23 protein-coding genes are annotated in these 20485 nt (G+C 44.4%); 20 read left to right on the forward strand and 3 right to left on the reverse strand.

What is annotated here, in order from left to right; translation table 11 throughout:
* Positions 1-347 precede the first annotated feature (347 nt).
* Together R7Q09_RS04740 and R7Q09_RS04745 are read left to right on the forward strand one after the other, a co-directional pair.
* Positions 348-1151: a cytosolic protein gene (locus R7Q09_RS04740; protein WP_205461115.1), complete on the forward strand. Its 804-nt coding sequence runs from the start codon at positions 348-350 to the stop codon at positions 1149-1151.
* 60 nt (positions 1152-1211) lie between these two features.
* Positions 1212-2243, forward strand: coding sequence for a cytosolic protein (locus tag R7Q09_RS04745; protein WP_205461114.1), 1032 nt, complete (start codon positions 1212-1214; stop codon positions 2241-2243).
* 163 nt (positions 2244-2406) lie between these two features.
* Here the strand turns inward: R7Q09_RS04745 and R7Q09_RS04750 are convergent, their stop codons facing one another.
* Both R7Q09_RS04750 and R7Q09_RS04755 read right to left on the reverse strand, forming a co-directional pair.
* Positions 2407-2763, reverse strand: a complete 357-nt coding sequence (locus R7Q09_RS04750) for a YibL family ribosome-associated protein (protein ID WP_005374274.1) — start codon at positions 2761-2763, stop codon at positions 2407-2409.
* Between the two features lie 85 nt (positions 2764-2848).
* Positions 2849-3844, reverse strand: coding sequence for a 2-hydroxyacid dehydrogenase (locus tag R7Q09_RS04755; protein ID WP_267135783.1), 996 nt, complete (start codon positions 3842-3844; stop codon positions 2849-2851).
* Between the two features lie 241 nt (positions 3845-4085).
* Between R7Q09_RS04755 and R7Q09_RS04760 the strand changes: the two genes are divergently transcribed.
* Positions 4086-4568, forward strand: a complete 483-nt coding sequence (locus R7Q09_RS04760; protein WP_017819702.1) for a murein L,D-transpeptidase family protein — start codon at positions 4086-4088, stop codon at positions 4566-4568.
* A 35-nt stretch (positions 4569-4603) separates the two neighbouring features.
* On the opposite strand, the gene R7Q09_RS04765 is transcribed toward R7Q09_RS04760, so the two are convergent.
* On the reverse strand, positions 4604-5314 hold the full coding sequence (locus R7Q09_RS04765; RefSeq protein WP_047102843.1) for a glycerophosphodiester phosphodiesterase family protein: 711 nt from the start codon (positions 5312-5314) through the stop codon (positions 4604-4606).
* 231 nt (positions 5315-5545) lie between these two features.
* Here R7Q09_RS04765 and R7Q09_RS04770 point away from each other — a divergent pair, with 231 nt between their 5' ends.
* The 17 genes from R7Q09_RS04770 (at position 5546) to R7Q09_RS04850 (ending at position 20472) form a co-directional block, all read left to right on the forward strand.
* Positions 5546-6211: a response regulator transcription factor gene (locus R7Q09_RS04770; RefSeq protein ID WP_005386018.1), complete on the forward strand. Its 666-nt coding sequence runs from the start codon at positions 5546-5548 to the stop codon at positions 6209-6211.
* On the forward strand, positions 6211-7584 hold the full coding sequence (locus R7Q09_RS04775) for a sensor histidine kinase (protein ID WP_005374264.1): 1374 nt from the start codon (positions 6211-6213) through the stop codon (positions 7582-7584). The genes R7Q09_RS04770 and R7Q09_RS04775 overlap by 1 nt, the downstream gene beginning before the upstream one ends.
* A 207-nt stretch (positions 7585-7791) precedes the next feature.
* A complete protein-coding gene (locus R7Q09_RS04780) occupies positions 7792-9885 on the forward strand; it encodes a TonB-dependent siderophore receptor (RefSeq protein WP_318070550.1) in 2094 nt (697 codons plus the stop codon).
* Positions 9886-9959: 74 nt separating this feature from the next.
* Positions 9960-10727 carry a DUF3450 domain-containing protein gene (locus R7Q09_RS04785; RefSeq protein WP_005374260.1) on the forward strand — a complete coding sequence of 256 codons (768 nt, stop codon included), beginning with the start codon at positions 9960-9962 and terminating at the stop codon, positions 10725-10727.
* The gene (locus R7Q09_RS04790; protein ID WP_318070551.1) at positions 10728-12095 is read left to right on the forward strand and encodes a MotA/TolQ/ExbB proton channel family protein; all 1368 of its coding nucleotides are present in this window, start codon (positions 10728-10730) and stop codon (positions 12093-12095) included.
* Entirely contained in the window at positions 12095-12649 is a 555-nt protein-coding gene (locus R7Q09_RS04795) for a MotA/TolQ/ExbB proton channel family protein (RefSeq protein ID WP_017635540.1), read from the forward strand. The genes R7Q09_RS04790 and R7Q09_RS04795 overlap by 1 nt, the downstream gene beginning before the upstream one ends.
* Positions 12646-13050, forward strand: a complete 405-nt coding sequence (locus R7Q09_RS04800) for an ExbD/TolR family protein (protein WP_005374257.1) — start codon at positions 12646-12648, stop codon at positions 13048-13050. The genes R7Q09_RS04795 and R7Q09_RS04800 overlap by 4 nt, the downstream gene beginning before the upstream one ends.
* Positions 13050-13670 carry an energy transducer TonB gene (locus R7Q09_RS04805; protein WP_005374256.1) on the forward strand — a complete coding sequence of 207 codons (621 nt, stop codon included), beginning with the start codon at positions 13050-13052 and terminating at the stop codon, positions 13668-13670. The genes R7Q09_RS04800 and R7Q09_RS04805 overlap by 1 nt, the downstream gene beginning before the upstream one ends.
* Positions 13667-14839: a tetratricopeptide repeat protein gene (locus R7Q09_RS04810; protein ID WP_017635539.1), complete on the forward strand. Its 1173-nt coding sequence runs from the start codon at positions 13667-13669 to the stop codon at positions 14837-14839. The genes R7Q09_RS04805 and R7Q09_RS04810 overlap by 4 nt, the downstream gene beginning before the upstream one ends.
* Before the next feature lie 133 nt (positions 14840-14972).
* Positions 14973-15602 carry a PepSY-associated TM helix domain-containing protein gene (locus R7Q09_RS04815; protein ID WP_021035904.1) on the forward strand — a complete coding sequence of 210 codons (630 nt, stop codon included), beginning with the start codon at positions 14973-14975 and terminating at the stop codon, positions 15600-15602.
* 21 nt (positions 15603-15623) lie between these two features.
* Positions 15624-16163, forward strand: a complete 540-nt coding sequence (locus tag R7Q09_RS04820; RefSeq protein ID WP_054576196.1) for a DUF2271 domain-containing protein — start codon at positions 15624-15626, stop codon at positions 16161-16163.
* A gap of 15 nt (positions 16164-16178) precedes the next feature.
* Entirely contained in the window at positions 16179-17009 is an 831-nt protein-coding gene (locus R7Q09_RS04825) for a DUF4198 domain-containing protein (protein ID WP_025768070.1), read from the forward strand.
* Positions 17010-17051: 42 nt separating this feature from the next.
* On the forward strand, positions 17052-17372 hold the full coding sequence (locus R7Q09_RS04830; RefSeq protein WP_005374251.1) for a hypothetical protein: 321 nt from the start codon (positions 17052-17054) through the stop codon (positions 17370-17372).
* Positions 17369-17920 carry a DUF6162 family protein gene (locus tag R7Q09_RS04835; protein ID WP_130546498.1) on the forward strand — a complete coding sequence of 184 codons (552 nt, stop codon included), beginning with the start codon at positions 17369-17371 and terminating at the stop codon, positions 17918-17920. Before R7Q09_RS04830 ends, R7Q09_RS04835 begins: the two co-directional genes overlap by 4 nt.
* Positions 17921-17942: 22 nt before the next feature.
* Positions 17943-18869, forward strand: coding sequence for a metal ABC transporter solute-binding protein, Zn/Mn family (locus R7Q09_RS04840; RefSeq protein ID WP_130546497.1), 927 nt, complete (start codon positions 17943-17945; stop codon positions 18867-18869).
* Positions 18869-19597 carry a metal ABC transporter ATP-binding protein gene (locus R7Q09_RS04845; RefSeq protein ID WP_017635536.1) on the forward strand — a complete coding sequence of 243 codons (729 nt, stop codon included), beginning with the start codon at positions 18869-18871 and terminating at the stop codon, positions 19595-19597. The genes R7Q09_RS04840 and R7Q09_RS04845 overlap by 1 nt, the downstream gene beginning before the upstream one ends.
* Positions 19597-20472 (forward strand): metal ABC transporter permease, encoded by an 876-nt coding sequence (locus tag R7Q09_RS04850; RefSeq protein ID WP_005393560.1) that lies wholly within the window; start codon positions 19597-19599, stop codon positions 20470-20472. The genes R7Q09_RS04845 and R7Q09_RS04850 overlap by 1 nt, the downstream gene beginning before the upstream one ends.
* Positions 20473-20485 lie beyond the last annotated feature (13 nt).

Consider the following 20485-nt stretch of genomic DNA (forward strand, 5'->3'; position numbering starts at 1 on the left):
GAAAGCACCGGTCTTGAAAACCGGCATACGTTAATAGCGTATCTAGGGTTCAAATCCCTATCTCTCCGCCACTTTTAAAAAACCGCTGTTCTTACAGCGGTTTTTTTGTATCTGCTGTTTTTTAACCGCTGTTATCGAAACTTCTAATTGGTTTTTCTCTAGCTCTTTCTCCAAGTTTTTGCGTACCTACATTGGGTTTAGTTTACGCAGTAATACCTTCAATCGAAGACATTTCCATACGTGTCATTTGGGCTTCAAATAGAGCTTTGTTAAGTCTCAACGTGGGATGCTTAAACGCATTTTGATAGAGTCCCAGCCTAAATACTGCAAATGTACTTGGAGAAAAAATGAAGCTACTTTACTGGTTAGATGAATGGCAAGCTCTTACTCAACAAGAACAAGAGATGGCTTTACCTATCTCTGGCTACGATTTACTTGATGATGTGTTTGTGAAGTATGAACTCGTCGATCTTAACAAGCCATTGTTGTTTACATTTTCTCCTTCCGGTACTGATGTGCAGGTACAAGATTTAACTCCGGATTTTTCTCCTTGGGGCTACGAGCTCGGAATACAACAACAAGTAAACATTATTGCCTTTCAACATTTAGGACAAAGTAATTGGTTCCGTAGTCGGAATTTGATTTTCTTTCTGGAGCAGCTATCTGAGTTGCTTCACCCCTTCAAATGTCGTTTGGGTTATGGGCAAAGTCGAGGTGGCTTTGCAATTGGCGCGTTTGCTAACTTGCTGAAACTAGAACATCTTTTGTTGTTTTATCCTGTTAGCACAAAAAATAAAGCGTTGGTGCCTTGGGATGATCGGCTGAGTACTGAGCTTGCTCAGCAGTTTGCTTGGGAAAGCGGCTACCATGATCGAGATTTGGGCAATGCCAAAGGTTATATTATTTATGACCCATCCAATCGCATTGATTGTCTTCATGCTGAACGTTATCCAGAGCTTACCCATTTAAAAGTCGTCGGTATGGGACACGGCACTCAATCCACACAATTAGATAAATTAGAATTTTTTAATCTGGTGGCGCAGGAGTTTGTTCGCCATCAAACCTTAGATATTGACCAATTTAATAAGCAAATTCACGCTTTGTTTAAAAGAGGACTGATATCAGAGTCCCCTGTAACCAGGGGGAGATGATCACACACTAAAAACTTGATTTTTAACACAATTGCTAGGCGCAATTTAGATGGAGGATTAATGAAGTTACTGTACTGGTTGGATGAATGGCTGGTTCTTTCTCGTGAAGAACAGCAAACCAGGCTACCGATGTCCGGGGAGGACTTACTTGATGATGTATTTGTTAAGTATGAGTTTGTCGACCGCAATAAACCGTTGTTGTTTACCTTTTCCCCTGCTGGTACGAATCTACAAGTACAGGACTTACACTCAGACTTTGCGCCTTGGGGCTATCGCTTAGCCCAGAAACAAAAAGTAAATATTATTTCATTTCAGCACCTTGGGAAAAGTAACTGGTTTCGTAGCCGTAATTTAATTTTCTTTCTAGAGCAACTGTCGACTTTACTTGAGCCCTTTGAATGTCGTTTAGGCTATGGACTTAGCCGCGGTGGTTTTGCTATTGGTGCCTTTTCCAATCTATTAAAGTTGGATCAAGTATTGATGTTTCACCCGGTCAGCACAAAAAACAAAGTTTTGGTGCCATGGGATGATAGGCCAAGTACTGAACTAGCCCAACAATTTGATTGGAAAGGAAAGTATCACGACCTCGACCTTGGCGATGCAAAAGGCTATATCATTTATGATCCAACTAATGAAATCGACCGCCTTCACGCCAAACGCTACCCAGAGCTCACTCACTTGAGAGTCTTTGGGATGGGACATGGTACCCACGCGACGTATTTGAATAAATTCGGTTTTTATAAGCAAGTGGCCGTAGACTTTATACGTTATCAGAAGATAGATATAGCGCAGTTTCGTCATCAGACCAAAACGCTGCGCTTAAAAGAAGATTACTATCAGTGCCTTAACAAGGCGAATGCGAGTTCACAGCATCGTTTAAACTTACTGAGTACCGCTCATAATGTACTAATTGAAGAAAAGAAAGAACATGTGAAGGAGCATCAAGCGCAAATCGATATTCAGCCACTTGTTGATATTGCACTTAAGCATGAGTATGACAACCCGAAAGATGCAGTACAGCTTTTGGAAGTCGCTCAGCAGTTGGTTCCGAATGATCCTGTTGTGGAGCACAAGTTGCAGCAACTGTCGTAACGTTGAGATGTAATGCGTACGATATTGGTCGAAATAGGTCAGTGGCTTTTGTCGCTGGCCTTTTTAATAGCTTATGGATTGATATGTCGATGAAATCTAATGAAGCAGTACAAAATAAAAAGCCCAAGCAAATGCTTAGGCTCCATAAATGTTAATGCGAGTTTTAAAACTCTTTTGGCGCAAAGCCTGTCATCACATCAAGGCGAAGTTCTTTACCAACTTTTGTTAATGGGTGAACGATTACTAAGCCGCGTACGCGTTTTTTCAGTTTGCCGATGTCCGCTTGTTCTGCTTTGGTGATTTCACGAGAGAAAGGCATATCAAGTAAGCTTTTACGTTCTTTGTTCAGCTCATAGTTTTGCTTGTGCTTTAACTGGTTAAGCTTTTTGGTAAGCTGTTCTACTTCATCCGTGAACTTTGTAATCATTTCGTGATCACCACGAGAACGTGCCGCATCAAGTTTACGTTGGCATGTATCTAAACGGTTGTGCAGCTTTTGAATATCAGTTTTTATGCTCATGGTAATTTGGCTCAAATTTTAAATAGTCGAGAAGTATAGCATAGCTGAGATCACACGCTCTACTATACTTCTCGATTGTCTGGCTTTAGTTAATCAGTTCATTGCCCGATACGTTACCAGAGAAAAAGGCTTCGACGTTATCAAGCGTCACAGAGGCAATATTATTAAGTGCTTCGTGAGTCAAGAATGCTTGGTGGCCAGTAAACAGCACGTTATGACAAGCCGATAAACGGCGGAAAACATCATCTACAATGACATCGTTAGATTTATCTTGGAAGAATAAGTCTTTTTCATTGTCATACACGTCTAGGCCAAGCGCACCAATCTTACCTTGTTTCAACGCTTCTATCGCTGCTAGTGAATCTAGCAACTCGCCTCGACTGGTGTTAATGATCATCACGCCATCTTTCATTTGCGCGAAGGCTTTTTCGTTCAGTAAGTGATAGTTTTCTTCACTCATTGGGCAATGGAGAGAGATAACATCCGCATTAGCGTAGATTTCTTCAAGCGAACAGTAACGGGCTCCCATTTCTAGCGCTAATGGGTTTTCGTAGGGGTCGTAGCAAAGCAGCTCCATGCCAAGCCCTTTGAAGATACGCATCGTCGCGATACCAATCTTACCCGTACCAATAACACCAACGGTTTTTCCGAAAAAGTTAAAGCCAACAAGACCTTCTAGCGAGAAGTTGGCGTCACGTGTCCGTTGGTAGGCCTTGTGAAGACGGCGGTTTAGGCACATCATTAAACCAACCGTGTGCTCTGCCACTGCTTCTGGTGAGTAAGCAGGAACTCGAACCACTTGTAAGCCTAGTTCTTTGGCTGCTTGTTGATCAACTTTATCATATCCCGCGCAGCGCATAGCAATAAGCTTGGTCCCGCCCAGAGAAAGCTGTTTAAGGACAGGAGCTGAAAGATCATCATTAACAAACGCACATACGACATCACTGCCGTGCGCCATCTTGGCTGTTTTTTCGGTTAGTCGGAAGTCGTGATAGTGAAATTCAAAATCGCGGTTATTTTTAATTTTATTAAAAGAGGCTTCGTCGTAGGATTTTGCACTAAAAAAAGCAATGTTAATCATGGTTCCCTCTCAAAAAGTGCGGACTTTATAAATAAATATGCTTATAAAGTAATGCAACTTAGCCGCAATGAATAGAGAAATCTTCTCTTTGACTTTTGTTGTATCAAATAACGATAAGAAGTACGCCTTTCAGCGAGTCTATCTTATGGTTCCGCATTAGATACTGTTTGCTTTACGAGCATTAACTGACTAGCATTATCGCTCTTTTCTTGTTCACTTTATTAGCTTAGGCGTTACGACAATGTCAGTAAAATGGTGCTCTATGTTCTTGTGTTGTGTGTTTGCTTCTGGCACTCACGCAGCTGTTGACCTCGTTAAAGTCGACAAGTCTAAGCGTCGAATGTATTTGATGGAACAAGGAGCAGTGCTAAAAGAATACCGAATTGCTTTAGGAGCGAACCCTCAAGGACATAAACAAGAAGAGGGAGACAATCGCACACCAGAGGGCGAATACACTCTAGATTATGTTATAGAGGACTCTGCTTTTTATCGTTCTGTGCATATCAGTTACCCTGATGCGATTGATACGTTGGAAGCGAAGCGCCGAGGTGTGTCCCCTGGAGGGAACATCAAAATTCATGGCTTAAAAAACGGTGAGAGTCAGTTGCCGATTTACATCCAAAGTTTTGATTGGACTAATGGGTGTATTGCGATTACCAACGAGGAGATGGACGAATTTATCCAGCTTGTCGAGATGGGGACACCAATTCAGATTGAGTGGTAACAAAAGGTCCCCTTTAATGTTCTGGCTCTTATAGGCTATGGCATAAAGCGCTGTGGATGATCACTAAAAATACCGTCTAACTGAGGCAGGTATTTCAGTTTATTTGGATTGTTCACCGTATAGCACATCACTTTGTAACCGGCTTGTTGGAGTTTGTTTATCTGGCGAGTGCGAACCCAGTTAATGTTTAGGTTGCAGCTATAGGCACTAACTTCTTCCAAAAGGCGTTTATCTTTTCTCGTAAAGAATTCACTTAACACACCCAATCGGTAGCCACTGCAGTATTTGTGCATCGCTCTAATGACGTCATGACTAAAGCTGGATAGGAGTACATTCTCTTGCGGCATTGGACTTTTTGCTAACGCATTGGCGAGAGTCTGCGCCACTTCTTCCGCTGGATGGTTGTCTACTTTAACTTCAATATTCAAGTTAAGCTTATTCTCAGTAGCTAAAGTGAGCAGTTCATCTAGTGTCAAGATCTTCTCGCCTGAAAAGTCTGTGCTAAACCAACTACCGAAATCTAATGCTTTTAACTCTTCCAGGGTGAGCTCATCAACACGCCCTTGTCCATTGCTGCATCGATTGACGGTATGATCATGGCAAACCACTAAAACATTATCTTTGGTAGGTTGTATATCCACTTCCACCCACTTTAATCCCAGGTCAATGGCTGCTTGAATGCTTATTTTTGTATTCTCAGGGTATGAACCTGCCACGCCACGGTGACCAATTAATAACGTTTCCATTCGCTTTATATTTTGCTTTGCGGTTGCCAGATTGTACTCGTTTTTTCTATGAAGATATATCTAGGTGCATATTGTTAGGAACCTTTAGTACAAGTGAACATTAAACTCTAATTAGTACGTTGCTGCTTCTTGGACTGAGTCCTGTGGACTTAAAGCCTTAGAGTGTGTAGTTGTTTAATTGGTAAATGAGTAATAAAATGCGAACCATTTTTATTTGAATGGTGAGTGGTAATGTCACGAGTTTTGATAGTCGATGATGACGTTCCTTTGTGCGAGCTGTTAGAAGCGGTTTTGCAAGAGGAGGGCTACATCGTCTCTTCTGTACATTGCGGTGAAAGTGCGCTGCAATATATGGAAAAAACGCCTGTAGATCTTGTATTGCTTGATGTCATGTTACCAAACCTTAACGGTATGCAAGTTGCTCGTAGGATCTGTCAGCGCTTCGCGACACCTATCCTAATGCTTACCGCTCTCAACGATGAAAACTCGATGCTTGATGGTTACCAAGCGGGGGCCGATCAGTATATCGGAAAGCCCTTTAATGTCGCTGAGCTTCTAATGCGCATCAAAGCGATTCTTCGTCGTGTTGGCTTGGAACGTCAACGTCAGACGATGTGTAGTACCGTTCAAACGATCAGTGACCAGCTTAATAGCTTACCCCTCACAAGTACGGAAGCTGAACTATTGAGCTACTTGGTAAAAAACCAAGGAGTCGTGATTTCAAAAGCAGAGCTTCAAACTGAAGTGTTAAAGAAAGAGCTGAGTCCTTTTGATCGCAACCTTGATATGCACATCAGTAACATACGTCGCAAGTTAGTTGAAGCGGGGCTTTCCAAGCAACATATCAAAACCTTCCGTGGCAAAGGTTACAGTTATTTAGAGGCTGTAAACCGTTAATGAAGCTCCGGTGTCCACCTTTTATTGCAAAACGTAAAGACAGCTTAGCGTTCAAGTTATTTAGTTGTATGACCGCAATTGTCATTAGCATTTTGGTCGTGCAATCCTTAGCGGAACAAGCTCTGGTGAAAGCCATGTTGAAAGTGCCCGATAGTGTGCGAGAAGAAATGCTAGACCTTGCACATCAAGCCAATGTATTGATTGAGCACGGAGACATGGACGAACTTGCTGACTGGGCAAATGCGCAAAACTTTTATTTGTTTGTGTTGAATGAACATCAGCAACCAGTTACGCACCGTCTGATGCATCCGCACTTCGAGTTCAAACTTCAATTTAAGAGAAGCATTGATGATCAACTTGAGGGGAAAGTGAATCGCCCCATCATCAATATTCCTTTAGTTCATGGCAATACTTTAGTGATTCAATTGCCACATCGACTGCACCCTGCAAATGACTTCATTCTGTATTTCTCTATTCTCAAAGTCGTGATTGCAGTGGTTATTTTGGCGCTCTTTTCACTGCTAATGGCACGTAACTTACAGCAACCATTGGATCGATTGAGAGAAGCAAGCAAAAAGCTATCTAATGGCGATTTTAATGTCAGTGTCGTGAAAGAGCTGAAGTCGAGCACGCGTGAGTTTAACGAGTTAGCGCAAGATTTCGATCACATGACGCAACAGATTCATTCTCTCGCTGAAAAGCAGCGACTGCTTATAAGAGATGTCTCTCACGAATTGAGAACGCCGTTAGCGAGGCAGAACTTGGTTCTGCATCTTTTGCGAAAGCGTGTTGGAGAAAGTGAGCAAAGTCTAGTGACAAGGCTAGAAGATGAAGCAAAAGAGCTAAACCATTTGATCAGCGATATATTGGAGTTCAGTCGCTTGGAAAATGCGCGCTTCGACAAAGCCACGAAACGCTGTGATTTAGAAGTTTTGCTCTCCCCGCAAGTAGAGCGTTGCAAAATAGATTTGAAGTCAGAACAGACGTTGTCTTTCCGCTCAGAAGCTGTATGTGCTAAAGCTTTTTGTGAAGAAACGCTCGTCATTCGTTGTTTGAACAATCTTATTGGTAATGCCATTAAATATTCAGGACAAGCATCTCAGATAGAAGTTTCTCTGGAAAATTATGTCAAAGAAGGGCAGCAGTTCACCATAATGTCAGTATCTGATGATGGGCCTGGTATTCCAGATAACAAGCTGGTCGATATTTTTGATCCGTTTACACGCTTAGATGCTTCTAGAGATAAAAAGCTTGGTGGCTACGGTTTAGGTCTGGCGATTGTCAAAGAATCCATGCGTATTATGGGGGGAGCAGTTACGGCGAAAAACCGTGAGCAAGGTGGTCTGAGGGTTACTTTAGTGTTCAAGCAATAAGTATGATTAAGTCGTAATTTTTGTGATTAATATCACATTATCATGGCGCATCATCAGAGAGTACTTTACAAAAGTTTGCAAATGCAAAGAATGTAAATTTAATGCAAATGGTAATACTTATCACTTATATTCACCCGCGAAATAATTAAGAGGGAATCGCATTCAACAAGTATGTGACCCGAAAAATAATAATCGGAGTGAAAGGATATGTTTACTAAGAGCCATTTGGCGTTAGTGATCGGTGCAGTGTTAGCAACACCTGCAGTGGCGGAAGTTCAAACAGACGAACATGTAGTTGTAGAAGGTCGAGAGTTCGGCTACAAGGCAGATACAAACAGTACAGCAATGCGCATGGAAATGACGCAGCTGGAAACGCCGGGACAAGTAGCGGTTATCGATGAAACGGTAATTGATGAGCAGCGTGCAAGTACACTTGGTGAAGTGCTACGTAACGATGCAAGTGTTAGCGCGGGTGGTACAAGCCGTAACCGCGAACGTTTCTCTCTACGTGGTTTTGAACTTAGCAGTTCAGACGGTTTTCTTCGTGATGGTCGTCAACACTGGTCACACTATCGTCAGCCAATTGAGCTTTTAGAGCGTGTTGAAGTGCTTAAAGGTCCATCAGGTCTGCTATACGGTAAATCTGAGCCGGGTGGCTTGGTAAACATGGTTTCGAAAAAACCAACAACTCAAACACAAGCAAGTTTGAGTCAAGATCTAGGTTCGAATGATCACTCACGCACTGTGCTTGATGTGAGTGGCGCGCTAAATGATGCAGAGACACTGCGAGCGCGCGCAATTTTTGCCAAAGAAAGCTACGGCTCTTGGCGCAAGTACGGTGATGGCACTGAGCCTAAAACAGATCGTACGGTAGCTGGCCTAGTGGTTGAGTACGATATCACAGACAACTTTATGGTATCGGCTCATTACGATCGCACGAAAGACGATGGTAGCGTGGACTCTGGCGCATACATTGTTGATGGCAAAGCGGTTCGCGGTGATAAGTACATTTGGGATGCGCAGTGGTCTGAAATTGATAACGAAGTAGAAAACTACGGTGTCGATATTAATGCGCAAGTCACGGATAACGTGAACGTAAAAGCAGGTTACAACCGCCAAGACTTTAAGCGTTTTGATGTAGAGTCTTACCCTAAGTTTGATCAGTATGAAGAGTTAAATACGATTAAGCATCGAGGCAACGATCGCTCCGATAATTGGGTATTTGATACTGCATATATAGATGTGACGACGGACTTTACTTTGTTCGGTACGGAAAACACGTTGTTAGTGGGCGCTAACTACTTAGATTACAGTTATGATCGCTTTATGGCATTTCATAATGAGGCGAGTATTGCGCCAGGAGAAACGGTGCCTAAGCCTAGCTATCGTAGTTCGAAGAAATCACCAACTGCTGAGTACGATACTTGGGGTATCTACGCGCAAAATATGATGACGATTAATGATTACTGGCAAGTGCTTGCAGGTGTTCGTTATGACGAAAAGCGTGATGATGAACTGACCGAAAACCAGGTTTCTCCAAAATTTGGTGTCATTTTCCACCCATCGACGAATGGCTCGGTTTACGTTCAGTATTCTGAAAGCTTCATGCCTCAAGGTGAAGTCAGCAACGGTAGTCGTACCTACATCAATGAAGGTGAGAAACTCGACGCTGAGCGTGGTATCTCTTATGAAATCGGTACGAAGTGGGAACTGTTTGATCAGCGTTTATTTGTATCTGGTGCTGTGTTTGATATCACGTTAGAGAACATCTCGCTGGATGTTGAAAGCGGCAAAGACGCGGGCGGCAATCTCCTACACAAGAAAACGCAAGGTGGTGAGCAAGTTCACAAAGGCGCTGAGTTAATGGCTCAAGGTTTTGTGACCCCAGAGTTGTCGCTAACCGCTTCTGCAATGTATTTGGATGCAGAGCTTAAGAAGGCAGAAAGATATGAAGGTAACCGCCCTGTAGACGTGCCAGAGTTCTCGGCAAGTCTATGGTCTAGCTACAAGGTTCAAGACAACACTAACTTAAACCTTGGTTTGATTTATGAAGGTGATCGCTACGGTGATGCAAAGAACACCTTCAAGAAAGATGGCTACGCTCGCGTTGATATGGGCGTGTCATACAAACATAAGTACGATAAAAACTTGGATATCATTGCTCGATTCAATGTCGAGAATTTATTCGATACCGACTACTTCGCAGGTGGTGGTAGCACGAATGGCGAGCAAAAAGGTGCGAGTGGGGTTGTGGTTGGAGAAAGCCGCAACTACATGGCAACAATCCAGTTCAAGTACTGATAACAATTTGATTATTAAAGGGGAAGGGTAGTCTTCCCCTTTGGTCGTTTTTGGAACACAGAAATATAACTCGTATGAATCTAATGAAATCAAGTATCGCTCTGTTGATATCATCGGTTTTGATTCCCGCTCACGCGGCGAACTTAAACGATGCACAAGCTGTGCAGAGTAAAACAAACCAGTCGTCGGCGGTAAGCCAAAAACGTATTGATGCAAGCGCAGAAAAATCACTTACTCTAGAAGCTGAAATTGAGCAGCTGCAAGAAGAAGTCGGTAACTTGAAGATTTATCGCGATCATCTTGCAAGCCTTGTTGAGAGCCAAAATCAAGAAGTTGATAGCTTGAACGAGCAAATTGAGCAGATTGCTCAAACTCGTCAAGGTGTCGTGCCTTTAATGTATCACATGCTTGAGGGCTTAAAAGTGCTCGTCGCTAACGACAAGCCTATACGCAAAGCGCAACGTGAGGAGCGAATTGCAAAGCTGGATTCCATGATGACGCGTGCAGACGTTGCGGATGCAGAGAAGTTTCGTCGTATTTTAGAAGCGTACCAAATTGAAATGGATTACGGCACCAAGCTTGGCGTTTACCAAGGCAAGATTAACCTGGGTGACAATGAAGCTGTGGAGGCGGACATTCTCTATTTAGGGCGTTTGTCTTTGGTAGCGCGTAGCTTATCTGGTGACACATTTTGGAGCTGGTCACAGCAACAACAAGCATGGCAACAAGTGGGTTCTGAGCAAAAATCAGAGCTAGACAAAGCGTTCGCTATGGCGAATAAACAGATCGCGCCGAGCATGTTAACTCTACCAGTGTCGTTAACCGCTGCGGAGGGCAAATAAATGATGAAAAAATGGTTATCGGTTGCATTAATCTCGACAGCCGCATTAATGCCTCATACTGCTTTTGCGAGTGATGCGTTGTTGCAAAAGGCACAGCAAGAAAATCGTCAACAGCAATCGCACAATGTCGCACGTGAATCAGGTTTTAAGCAAACAGAGCAAGAGCTACAGGCTATAAAGAATAAATTGGTGGCAGAGCGGGCTGCTCTTCAAGCAGAAGCGGACTCATTAAGTGTTACCTTCGGTGAAAATGAAGCAGAACTGGCACAGCTAGAAGAAAAGTTGCGTCTAGAAACGGGGAGCCTAGGTGAGTTATTTGGCGTCGTTCGCCAGAACGCAAAAGAGCTAGAGTCTGAGCTAAAAAGCTCAGTAACCGGTGTAGATGCAAACTCATATCAGAAAGATATCGATGCTATTGTTGCGGCTAAATCACTGCCAACGTTGACCCAACTTCAGGCGATGTGGCGCAGCATGGAAGAACAAATCAAAGCAAGCGGTGAAATGGCAAACGTCTCTTTCACACTGCTAAATGGCGAAGGTCGTGAACAAACGGTTAATGGTGTTCGTCTTGGTTCTATGGCGCTGCTGGATAAGACTGGCTACGTTAAGTGGAATGGTCAACGCGGAGACGCGGTAAACTATCTTCGCCAGCCTGAGAACGGTCCAACAGCGAATACTATTTCCTCTGGTGACATTGATGCACTTGTCATTGATCCGTCACGTGGCATTCTTCTTGAACAGCTTGCAAACTCACCGACTTTGGCTGATCGCCTAAATGCGGGTGGCGTTGTCGGTAAAATAATCCTTGGTTTATTGGCTATCGGCCTATTGATTGCGCTCATACGTGGTGCATCACTGATGATTTCGCGTCAGAAAATCATGAAGCAACTGAAAACCCCAGCGCAGCCAGGAAACAACCCTTTGGGTCGCGTGCTTGCGGTATACCAGAAAGACAAGCATCGCAGCGTAGAAGCGTTAGAACTACGTCTTTTGGAAGCTGTTGTTGATGAGCAAACCCACCTAGAAAAAGGGTTGTCGATGCTTAAGCTTCTTGCTGCTCTAGCTCCTATGCTTGGCCTACTAGGCACGGTAACGGGTATGATCGAAACCTTCCAAGTCATCACTCAATTTGGTAATGGTGATCCGAAAGTAATGGCGGGTGGTATTTCAATGGCACTTGTGACTACCGTACTTGGCCTTGTTTCAGCCATGCCTTTGCTATTAGCGCACAACGTATTGAGCTCTCAAGCAGAAAATATTCGCAGTATCTTAGAAAAACAAGGCATCGGTTTAGTTGCAGAACAAGCTGAGCGTGATATGCCGAGTAACAAAAGTCACTCTAACACCTTAGCGGAGAACGCAGCGTAATGGAGCAGATCCTACTCAGCACATTGGGTTTGATCAGTGAGGATTGGGCCACAACCTTGATGAGCTTTATGCAGCAAGGTGGTCAAATCCTATGGTGGCTGGCCGCCGTCGTGGCGGTGTGCTGGCTGTTGGTTATGGAGCGAGTTATTTATCTCACAACGGTTTTCCCTGGGGTAAAAAAACAGCTTTGTGAGCAGTGGCAAGCAAGATCAGAGCACCACTCTTGGTACGCGCATCAAATCCGTGAAGGATGGATTGCAAAAGCGCAAATCGAACTGCGCCAAAACCTATCGACTATTAAGCTACTTGTGGCGGTTTGCCCAATGCTAGGGTTGTTAGGGACGGTGACAGGCATGATTACGGTGTTTGACGTAATGGCATCGCAAGGCAGCAGTAATCCGAAATTGATGGCTTCTGGTATCTCACTTGCTACGCTGCCAACCATGGCGGGTATGGTAGCAGCGCTTGCGGGCATGTTTATTCATGCTCGCCTTAGCAAAGTGTGTGAACGAAAAGCTATCCAGTTAGAACAATCTTTAAGGAGTCAAAAGTGAGACTCGGACGCAGACCTAACCAACAAGATGAAGCTCAAGTCGATTTAACCTCGATGCTTGATATCGTCTTCATCATGTTGATCTTCTTCATTGTGACCAGTTCGTTTGTACGTGAATCCGGTGTAGAAGTGAATCGCCCTCAGGCTTCTAATGTAGTAAGTCAAAAAGACGCGGGCATTTTTATCGCAGTAACGGCAGCGAATGATGTGTACATTGACAAACGAGTGGTTGATATTGAGCGTGTTGAGGCCTCTATTGAGCACCTGTTACTTGATCAGCCTGATGCTTCGTTAGTTATCCAAGCTGACGAGCATGCTTACAATGGCACTGTCGTGAAAGTGATGGACGCTGCAAAGGCAGCAGGTGTGAAGAACATTGCATTGGCGGCGGAGAAACCTTAATGGGCAGGCTGTTACTTGCACTACCAGCATCACTGTTAATTTCTGTGAGCTTGTTTAGCTTTATGGCGTGGATGGTTGATAAAGGCAACCAGCGTGCACCAGAAGCTTCAGAAGCCGTTCGTTTTGATATGGTGATGGTAGAGAATGAAGCAGACGTGCAGCGTCGTCAACGTTCAGTGCCGGAGCAACCAGAACCACCTCAAGCGCCGGAGCCAATGGATCTGTCTCAAGCTGACACTCAAATGGAACCAATGAGTCAGATGACGCCAGTCAGTGCTTTAGGTTTAAACACAGCCCTTGAAGGCATCGCGATTAGCGCCCCAAACTTGAAGGGAACAATGGGCAACCAGCAAGCACTGCCGTTGTATCGTGTTGATCCTCGCTATCCAAGTAAGGCGCTGAAACGTAGAGTGGAAGGTTATGTCATTATGCGTTTCACGATCGATGCAACTGGACGACCAAAAGATATTGAAGTGATCGAGGCTGAGCCCGAGCGCATGTTTGAAAGGGAAGCAATCCGTGCGCTTAAAAAATGGAAGTATCAGCCAAAAGTTGAGGATGGTGTGTCAATTGAGCAGTTCGGACAAACCGCTAAAGTGGAGTTCAAGTTAGCCAAATGATGAAAAAATTCTTAATCGGTACGGTATTAAGCCTGAGTGCACTCTCAACCATTGCCAGTGAGTTAAGCCAATACACCGCAGCGAGAGTTCAACGAGCACATAATTTGGCTCAAGAAGAGAAACTGAAAGAAGCGATTTCATCTCTTGAAGCTATGGAGCTTTCTCGTGGATATGACCAAGCTTATGTCGCTCGAATGTTGGGTATTTTTTACTGGCAGAACGAACAAACTCAAGCGGCGATTAAGCAACTTGAGTTGGCAGTCAATAGTGGTTTGCTACAAGATGAGCAAGCATGGCAAACCCGAAAAATGTTGGCTGATATACTGCTGAACGAGCAACGTTTTTCTAAGGCGTTACCTCATTACTATGCCTTGAGCAAAAACATTCCTAAAGGTCAAAAAGCGCATGAGTTATGGCTGCGTATTTCCCAATCTCATTATCAACTGAGTCAGTGGCAAAAAGTGCTTTCAGCAATGGCTCGTTATGAGAAATTTGGTCAGCCAGACAAGCTTGGCGCATTGTCGATAAAGCTTTCTGCTGAGCTAGAACTGAAAAAGTGGAAGCCGGCAATCTCGACCATCAAACGCTTAATCGTGATTGAACCTGAACGAATTGAATGGTGGCGTCAGCTTGTTGCTCTATACCTACGGGTTGATGACAACAAACGTGCCCTAGACTCTTTGGCGTTGGCAAAACTGAAAGGGTTACAACTTAGCCAAGATGACTTAAAGCTGCTGGCACAATTGTACGCGAAACGAGGTATTCCTGAGAGAGCTGCGTTGGTGATGAACGAGCTAGAGGATGTAAACTCGAATAGTAAGCTAAAAGCTCAGCAAGCAACGTATTGGCAAATGGCAAAAGAGTGGGAAGAGTCTATTGATAGCTGGCGTATTGCAGCTCAGCTAGATAGGCAGTATTACTGGAACTATTCTCAATTGTTGGTGCAAGAAGGCCATTATAAAGATGCCATTGCCGCGCTCGATAAGGTCAGAGGTCGTAAAGCGGATGTTGCACTTATCAAAACTCGCGCTTACTACAAACTTAAGCGGTTTGACGATGCGCTCGCTAATGCCAAAAGAGCGAATGAGATTAAGCCATCGAATCAGGCAAAAAGTTGGGTTAAGTATCTATCTCAGCTACGCAAAGTAGAATCGACGCAGAACTCATAGCGAACATTTTTATTAAATACCCGAGCTCAGTCTCGGGTATTTTTTTGTTTAAAGTAAACAATGTAAATTAAATGCCAATACGAATGATTATCACCTAAATTATGCCCCACATTTATTGGTGATGATTGTTTCTATGTTGCTTAAAAGCAAAGGTGTTCAAACTTGGGCTCGCCGCCTACATATCTATATTTCGATGGCTCTTCTCTTAGTTACGCTGTTTTTTGCAGTAACTGGTATTACCCTCAATCGCCCCGAATTGTTTGAACGCAGTGAACCTATCATTCAACAACATACTCTGACGGTTCCGCACTCAGTTCTATTCTCACATTCAGATACCTTTCAACCTAATCGTGAAGAACTGGTAGCTTTCTTGACTAAAGAAACCGAGCTTCGCGGCACTCCCTCCGCACTAGATGTGTATACCGAAGTTGAGCAAGGTGAGTTGTTACTCGGAGAGCTTTCTATGGATTTTAAAGGCCCGGGTTATAACGCTACGGTCTTTATTGATATGACTACTGGTGCAGCAGACGTCGAAACGACGCACTACGGTATTGTTGCGCTGCTGAACGATCTACATAAAGGACGCAACAGTGGTGGGATTTGGAAGTGGTTTATCGACGTCACTGCGCTTTTGATGGTGTTTTTTGTTCTTACAGGCGTGTGCTTGTTACTGCCTAAGAAGAAGACGCTCAGAACGTCAATGCAATGGATGAGCTTTGGTACGTTACTGTCGCTCGTAATTTATTTTGTTGCTGTTCCATAACAGCTTTTTTAGAGAACACTTATGTTGAACACAGGAAGATTTTTCCGCCGTAATCACTTTTGTAAAGCCGCTTTGATCGCGGCTTTTACTCCTTTCTCTCTTTCCGCGGCGCCTCTACCAGATAACGCGAAGGTCGACTTCGAACTCGAACTTCCAAAGATAGATACCTCAATGTATGCACGCCCTTATGTGGCGGTTTGGGTTGAAAACGATCAGCGTAAACCGGTTAAAACCATTCAGTTATGGGTAGGGAAAGACGAATGGTTAAAAGATCTACGCAGCTGGTGGAGAAAAGCGGGTCGTTATGATCGTGAACTTGTTGATGCGGTGACTTCTGCAACACGTCCTGCTGGTCAATACCGCTTTGTCTGGGATGGAACCAATGACTCAGGGGAGCGTTTGGAACAAGGAAATTACACGTTGTACGTCGAAGTCGTTCGTGAACACGGTGGGCGAAACTACTTACGTCAAAAAATAACGCTAGCGGACAGTGACGTGCGCTATGAGCTTAAACCAACACAAGAGACGGGTGTCATCACCGTCAATTATCAAGTTAAGTGATTAAAGGACACAACAATGAAAACCAAAATGAAAGCAGTGGCATTGGCGAGTGTAATGGCAATGGGATTGGCTGTAACCACCACCGCACAAGCACATCCACGTTGGGTTCTGCCCTCTCACTTTACGGTTTCTAAAGAAGGCGGTGACTGGCTGACATTTGATGTTACTGCCTCTCACGGAACGTTTGTTTTTGATAAGCCTGCGGGTAGTGACCAGGCGTTTGTGGTGATGCCGGATGGCCGCTCTGAGCGTCCTAACTTTGTTGTTCGTGGCAAGCGTCGCTCTATGTTTGATTTCTTTTTTACAGAAGAAGGCACGCACAAAGTTGCGATTAATAATCAGCCGAGCTACTACACACAATACAAAGCGGGCCGTCGTGATACGGTGAAATGGGCGCGAGCAAGCAAAGCTGAGCGTGGTGATGTGCTTCCCGAGCAAGCGCGTGATGTGGTTACTCAACTAAGTTACACCCGAGCAGAAAGCTACATTACGGTTGGTATGCCAACGGACAAAGCGTTGGAGATTGAAGGCAAAATGCTAGAGATGAAACCGATCACGCATCCATCGGACATCATTGAAGGTGAGCCTGTGACTTTCCAGTTTTTCTTTAACGGAGAGCCACAAGAGGGCGTTACTGCTGAGATTACACGTGAAGGGACCATGTACCGAAACCATCAAGAACAAATCGATGTGGTGAGCGATAAAGATGGCAAAGTGATTTTCACGCCAGAAGTCGCCGGGCGCTACTTAATGAAAGCGAACTACAAAGGTGAATTGAAAGATAATCCATTGGCGGATAAAGCGAGTGCCAATGTTCACCTAACGTTTGAAACTCAACTTAACTAATCGAATTAGGCTCAGCAATTGCTGGGCCATTTTGGAATTATCATGAATAACACTTCTCTTCTAAAAGCGGTTTTGCTTTTTTCTGGATTTGCGTCCTTTCACGCTGCTGCACATTTTCCTCTGATGAGCTGTCACTTGGCGCAAGATAAAGTGATTTGTGAAGCGGGCTACTCGGATGGATCCACAGCGGTCGACTACGATGTCGAAATGTACGATTACGACGACAATCTGATCGCCAAAGAAAAAACAGATAAGCGTTCCATCGCAGAATTTACTCACCCTGAAACAGATTTCTATTTGGTATTTGATGCCGGACATGAAAGCCCGGTGGAAGTGGATATCGTTGAGCTGAAAGAGAAATGAGTGTACAGAAAGTTCGCCCTGATGATGGTAACCGAGAAGGAAAGTGGGTCGCACTGACAATCGCAGCAATTCTCAGTTCAGCAGCCATACTTATGCCCTACCATCAGGTCGCGACTGAAAAGCCAGACATGCAGTCTCATCAAGTGTTAATCACGGATTTACATCAAAATGAGTTGGGGTTGATCGCTGAACTTAAGCTCGCTCATGAAGAGATTCGTGATTTGCAGTTAGATACCGGAACTTGGCCTGAGATCTCTGATATGGAGGCGCTTTGGATTGCTCCTTTCGTGAAAGACCAAAATTGGAAGCGTAAAGGTTCTCATCAGTGGCAACGAATTGATGACGGTGTCTACATTGGCGTGAAGACCAGTGCCCAAGGCTCTGCTTCCATGCTGTTGGATAGCCGCAGTTCTCAAGCTGATATTTGGTTTAATGATTCTAGCCGTTCGTTAAATGTGGAGGGACTAAGCGAGCTAGCAAAACGCCACGATTTCGGTTGGAAACAAATCGTTGTGTCAGGCTCTTCCTCTCACTCTCACGCCCATTAAGACAACATAATTGATAAGTACTATGATCAAACGCTCTCTTTTACGTCGTATTCTTACAGCCACCGCGTTATTGACGGTGTCTTCTACCGGCTTTGCTGCCGAAAAACTCAGTATTGGTATTACGCTACAACCTTATTACAGCTATGTTAAAGCCGTTGTTGGTGAGAAGGCGGACATCATTCCTTTGGTTGATGCTGGTTTTAATCCTCACAACTATTTGCCACAACCTAATGATCTTAAGCGCTTAAATGAAATGGACGTAATAGTGATCAATGGTATTGGTCATGACGATTTTGCACTGAAAGTGATCAAGGCTTCTCAGCGTGATGATCTCGTGGTTATCGAAGCGAACAAAGAAGTGCCTTTATTGCCCGCTATGGGGCAGTCTGTTGGTCAAGGAGCAGTGAACCCTCACACCTTTGTCGGTCTATCAACAACCATTCAAAAGGTTTACACCATCGCGAGTGAGCTAAGCCAATTGGACCCAGACAATGCTACGTTCTATCGCCAAAATGCTCGTAAATACGCGAAAACATTTCGCCTGATGAAGCGTGATGCAATGTTGTCTCTTGGTGAGTTGGACACGGCTGGTATGAAGGTGGCGACAACCCACAATGCTTACGGATATATCCTTCAGGAGTTTGGTGTTGACGTTGCCGCTGTCATTGAGCCTGCTCATGGCGTTGAACCAAGTGCAAGTCAGCTACAGGAAACGATAGAGAAAATTCGTGAATCGGGCATTGATGTTCTGTTTTATGAGCTCAATATGCCGAATCGCTTTGTTGATACCATCGAAGAGGCGACTGGGGTGCAGCTTTATCGCTTTTCTCACATGACTCACGGTGAGTATGAGGCTGATAAAGTCGAGGTTGAGATGCGAGATAATGTGGAAACACTAATCGAAGCCATGAAATTTGTGGCGAGTAAGCGAGCAGGGGAAAAGGCGTAATGACTGGACCTTCCGTTTCCTTAAGTAACGTGGGCCTAAAATACGCCGACAATATCATTTTGCAGAACATCAGCGCCGAATTCGAGAACGCGAAATGTCACGTGATTATGGGACCGAACGGCGGTGGTAAAACCTCTTTGCTTCGTTCGGTACTTGGACTCACGCCATTTTCGGGAAACATAGCGCTCAATTGGCCAGAACCATCAGCTGCATCGGGGAAGATAGGGTATGTGCCACAAAAAGCGATGTTTGAAGCAAGCCTCCCGTTAACCGTGATGGATTTTGTACTGCTTAACCAAACTCGTATCCCTCTATTTTGGCGACGTAAAACGAAACAAACTCAACATGCCCTGGCCCAGCTGGATCGCGTGGGTATGGCAACGCGTAGCGACCGTCGTATGGGGCAACTCTCTGGCGGTGAGCAACAGCGTGTTTTGTTTGCGCAAGCTTTACTGGATGAGCCCAATTTATTGGTTTTAGACGAACCTACAACTGGCATGGATGAGCAAGGTGTTCGATATCTTGAAGGTTTGATTCATGAAGTCGTTGGAGAAGGCAAAACGGTGCTGGCAGTACATCATGACGTGACCGCAGTGCGCCGTTTAGATGCGCAGGTCCATGTCGTAAATCGTCAAATTGTGGCGTCAGGTCACCATTCAGATGTGCTAAGCCCTGATCGTATAGAAACATTATTTAAGCACTACACAGCAAAAGTGGAGGCTGCATAATGGATTGGTTGCGAGAGTTAGCGGTTAGCGGCGTTGAAGCTGGATGGTTAAGCGATAGCTTTTCTTATGCTTTCATGGTGAACGCAATTGTGGCAGCGCTGATATTAGGGCCATTACTTGGTGGTCTTGGTACATTAGTCATCGCCAAGCGACTGGCTTTTTTCTCTGAAGCGGTTGGGCATGCTGCGCTTACCGGAATCGCGATTGGTGTGTTGCTCGGTGAGCCGCCAGAGAATCCGATCATCGGATTGTTTAGCTTTTGTATGATTTTTGCGCTGTTGCTTCACTTTGTTCGTAATCGTACGAATGTACCTTACGACACACTGGTTGGGGTTTTTCTTGCACTAGCGTTAGCGGTTGGTGCTGCGCTGTTAATGTACGTTGCTCGCAAGATCAACATTCACATGTTGGAGAACGTGTTGTTTGGCTCGATCTTGACTGTGACGGACAACGATATCCTTATTTTAGCGATCAGTTGTTTGATCATATTACTGCTTCTTATTCCAACGTTTAACCGCATTTTGCTGACTTGTATTAGCCCGGATATTGCACGTGTACGCGGCTTTAATACCAGCTTTTATGATTACTTATTTGTCATGATGATCACCTTGGTCACCATCGCCGCGGTAAAGATTATTGGCGCTGTATTGGTTGGTGCATTGCTACTGATTCCTGGTGCAACGGCTCGGTTATTGACTAAACGCATGGGCAGTTTTGTTCTCCTTTCTTCTTTATTGGCAACCATTGCGTGTTTAGTAGGAACCATACTGCCGATGGAGCTTGAGCTACCAGTGCCATCAGGCGCATCCATCATCATTGTTTCTGCGGCATTTTTCCTAACAGCAACGGTTTACCGAATTATCCAAAAAGCGTAACCCTTTTTATAAA

It is taken from the genome of Vibrio sp. 2130-1 (assembly GCF_033339515.1).